Source organism: Mucilaginibacter sp. (genome assembly GCF_036383575.1).
Lineage (GTDB): Bacteria > Bacteroidota > Bacteroidia > Sphingobacteriales > Sphingobacteriaceae > Mucilaginibacter.
Genome location: NZ_DASVOB010000878.1, coordinates 1 through 4039, shown reverse-complemented (window position 1 = coordinate 4039; position 4039 = coordinate 1). Strand labels below are relative to the sequence as shown.

Sequence of the window (4039 nt, the reverse complement as noted above, 5' to 3'; positions counted from 1 at the left end):
TCATTATAAATTCTGCCGGTGCCAGTATGCGCGCTTACATTTACCTGTGTTTTACCCTCTTTACCCGACTTGGTGGTTATAATGACCACACCGCTGTTGGCTCTTGAACCATATATGGCCGATGCTGCGGCATCTTTCAGTACATCCATTGATTCTATGTCATCGGGGTTCAGGTTGGGCGTAGTTTCAAAAGGGACCCCGTCAATAACATATAACGGAGAGCTGGCCCCGCTTATAGAACCTGTGCCGCGTACCAGAACAATAGGTTTTGTACCAGGGATACCTGACGGGGTAAGCACATTTACACCTGCGGCCCTTCCCTGTAAAAACTTGATGGGATCATTGGTAGCGCCTTTATCCAGTTTATCGGGCTTTACTGAAGTTATGGAGGAAGTTACATCCTGTTTTTTCTGACTGCCATAGCCAACAACTACAACCTGGTTAAGCGCAGACACACCGGTAGATAACTTAACATCAATATGTAATTGTGTGCCAACAGGTATTTCTTTTGTAGTATAACCTATATATGAAAAAACAAGGATGGCGTTATCATTGATCACGTTTATATTGTACCTGCCTTTGGCATCGGTTGATGTGGCCTGATCGGTACCTTTGATGCTGATGTTTACACCAACAAGCGTTTCGCCGGTAGCAGCATCGGTAACAGTGCCTGTAACGGTGCCCGAACTTTTTGCTGACGTTGTCTTTTTAGTTTTGATCAGCACATAGATGCCCGAATATTCGATATTAACCGGATAGGGCCTGAATAAAGCTGATAATGCATTACTCAACGGTTCCTTTTTGATATCCAAAGAAACATACTTTGATAAGGGCAGTATATTATCGCCATACACAAATTTACACTGGCTTTTATCCTCAATTTGCGCAAGTGCATTTTGTAAAGTAACGTGGTGTAATTTTAAGGTGATAATTTGATCGGCTATGGATTGCGCCCTGATAGGCTCTGCATGGCTTAGTGTACCAAGGATAACAATTGTTATGGTTATCAGCGTACTGTATTTCATGATCTTCAATATTTTTTTTGGTGCATTTATAGAAAGGCACAAAAGATTATTCATAATTTTGATTTGTTTTTAAGTGAAACCTTAAAGCATTAAAGCTCCCTGTTAAGTTCCCTTGGAACTTAATTGAATGTTTAGCGACATCGTGTTGGGAGAAGATTGTAAAAGCCGGAGATGTTGGAAGCATCTTCGGCTTTTTTGTTTTTTAGCGTTTTTGTATCATCATATTTTAGCGGTTTGATGGTTAATATTGGGGTAGTTGTATTTGTAGTTTACCTTATGAGGTAAGTTGTTCCTTCGTGATTGTATCTTGCACCAACGTAAGTACATAAAACGCCTATCACGGTTTCTAATGATTCGTTTTTATCAAAGCGGGCATTTAGTATTGCGCCGGCTACCCGGTCATTCTGAATAATGATATTGGTGTTGTACCTGCGGGTCAGCGTTCGGGTAATTTCATTGAATGGCTGATCCCTGAACACCAGTTGCCCGTTTGTCCAGGCTTTCAGGGCTGACGCGTCGGATATAGTTTCTTTTAACAATTTACCGTCTTTAGCATTATAATCGGCTATTTGATTAGGGGTAAGCAGTACAGATAACCTGCCGGCCATGACACCTACTTTGCCGGTTATCACAGCCACAGTGATTTTAGGCTCATTGGTATAAGCCTTTACATTAAAACTGGTCCCTAAAACCTGGGTTTTCACCTTTCCTGTATATATTAAAAAGGGCTTTTGAGGATCATGTACCACATCGAAATAGGCTTCTCCCACTAAAGTAACTTTCCTGTTTTCGGATGTAAACCGGCTGGGAAAACTGATCTTGCTTGCTGCATTTAAAGAAACCTTTGAACCATCGGGCAGGATGAGCGTTTTGAGTTGGCCGGCCGGGGCATAAACGGTGATAAATTGCTCTGATTGTTTATGGTTATAACTGTTCCAGCCCCAAATGCCAATAGCACTAACCAATAGCAGCATAGCAGCTACCTTCAGTAATCTTGTTACTTGAAACTGTTTTTTTCGTTTCTTTTCAGGGAGTATGCGGTTTTTTAGCTGAGAACGAATAGCTTCCTTTAGTAAGTTTTCCTGCTCATTACTTTTAAATTCATAATCAGGTTGATCAATACCCTGATCATCAATCCAACGGTTTAATATTTGTATTTCTTCCTCATTACATAAACCCGCTTTATATTTTGTAATGAGCTGCTGAGCTTGTTCTTTGTTCACTATGCCTGGCTTTATATATACCTTATCGGCTATGAGGCATAGTGGTACTATAGTAAACTTAAATTTATTTTGAGGAGAATGGCTTTGTGCAATACCGAGTTGCAAATAAGGCTATTCGCACGATTAAAAAGAAGGATCGGGGAATTACTTAAGCAGGTAGCAAAGTACTGCAAATGTAAGATAATCAGTAAAATTTAGCCTCAAGCGTTTAAGTGCTGTTGAAAGCTGGTTTTTAACTGTTTGTTCCGAAATATTGAGATCTTCGGAGATCTGCCTGGTTGAATGTCCCTGAATGCGGCTTAATTCAAAGATTTCCTTCATTTTATTTGGCAGGTTTTTTATGGACAGGCTCAGTAAGCTGTTGATCTCACTCAGATGAACCTTTTGATCTGTATTGTTATTCGTAGGAGGGGCTACGTAGGTCACCGTCAATGCATGCCGTTTCCTCACCTCTGAGGCATGATAATGATCGATCAGTTTAAACCTAAGTATCGAGAAAAGATAAGCAGATAACGAAGTAGCGGGCTCAAGAGTGTCTTTTTTGTTCCAAAGCGAAATGAAAACCTCCTGTACCATGTCTTTGGCGAGCTCTTCAGATTGTAACCGATTATAAGCATATTTAAAAAGCGGCTTCCAGTAAACATCATAAATATGATCGAAAGCCGTTTCGCTGCTATGCCGTAATTGTTCAATCAATTGCTGTTCGTCTTGATAAGCCAGATTCATGTTGCATGATAATCACGCAAAAATAGTTACAATCCTGAGGGTTATCATTAATTTAATATTAAATTAAATCTTAAAATTGACATAGCAATTTCTATAATAGTCTGCGCAGTGTCATACAAAATTAGCTCCGGAACGGTAATCTGCGGCAGTATGTCAAAAGGTTGTTTGCTCCCGTTTAACATGATAAAGGTTAGCAGGTGCGGCTTGGGAAGCCCGCTCTTTCGTCAAATGGTACATTAGTGTCGTATTAGCGGCCATGTTTAGTGCCATTTTATTTTCTGGAACTTATTGTAATTACCCGCTATAGCGATAATGCCGCCAATTTTCTCAAATCATCTATAAAATGGTTCGAGAGGCACCCATTTGGGTGCACAGACTACAAAACCCGCTTTTTGCGTATGTAGAGCGGGTTTTGTACTCTTACACATGCGGGTCAGGGTCCCCTGCGGCACCGTGACTGTTACATAGTTGTTACGGGATTTACATAGTTTTTTGTTGAACTTGACGCTTCCATGTAACAAATACGTAACGGGATTTAGCGTCATGATGAATGTAAATTATGGCTATGACCGTAAGTGCAAAGATTTATTAGCACCACGAAAAAGCTGACGGCACCTTCAATGTGAAGCACGTCGTCTACCACAAGCCCATGGAAACAAGAGATGTTCGGTAACCTTTTTAAGGAATCGAACACTTTAAAACAGAAGTCTAAAATATTGCCAGTGCTTGTAGGTTTTTTATAAAATGATTCTACATAGATCCTGAGGGGCTACCGATAGCGCCAGCCCGAACATGGCTAATCTCGAGTCGCTTAGTAGAAAGTATCAAACTCTTTTCGGCAATTATTTAGTTGGCTGGAGCCCAATCAAGGGACAATATCAGTCAGCCTATAGGAAAAAAATATCAATCCTTTTATAGGAGGTTTAAAGCGGATAGCAGGTTAAAATCAATTTTTTAATACTTTGAGGCGAAGGGCATTCAACTCCAAAATCTGGCCTGATTTAGCAGAGACTATACGATAAGTTTCAACCAGAATATATATGCTTGCCATAGAAGCGAGGTGCT

The 4039-nt window shown here is 40.4% G+C and carries 3 protein-coding genes; all 3 read right to left on the bottom strand.

What is annotated here, in order from left to right; all coding sequences use genetic code 11:
• A partial coding sequence (locus VF500_RS30840) for a carboxypeptidase-like regulatory domain-containing protein (RefSeq protein WP_330863329.1) occupies positions 1-1079 on the bottom strand: 1079 nt, incomplete at its 3' end.
• Positions 1080-1294: 215 nt separating this feature from the next.
• Positions 1295-2248: a FecR family protein gene (locus tag VF500_RS30835; protein ID WP_330863328.1), complete on the bottom strand. Its 954-nt coding sequence runs from the start codon at positions 2246-2248 to the stop codon at positions 1295-1297.
• Between the two features lie 144 nt (positions 2249-2392).
• The gene (locus VF500_RS30830) at positions 2393-2974 is read right to left on the bottom strand and encodes an RNA polymerase sigma-70 factor (RefSeq protein WP_330863327.1); all 582 of its coding nucleotides are present in this window, start codon (positions 2972-2974) and stop codon (positions 2393-2395) included.
• Between the last annotated feature and the right edge of the window lie 1065 nt (positions 2975-4039).

Coding starts and splice junctions, on each gene's coding strand:
- VF500_RS30830 (WP_330863327.1), bottom strand. CDS start 2,974: ATGAATCTGGCTTATCAAGACGAACAGCAATTGATTGAACAATTACGG.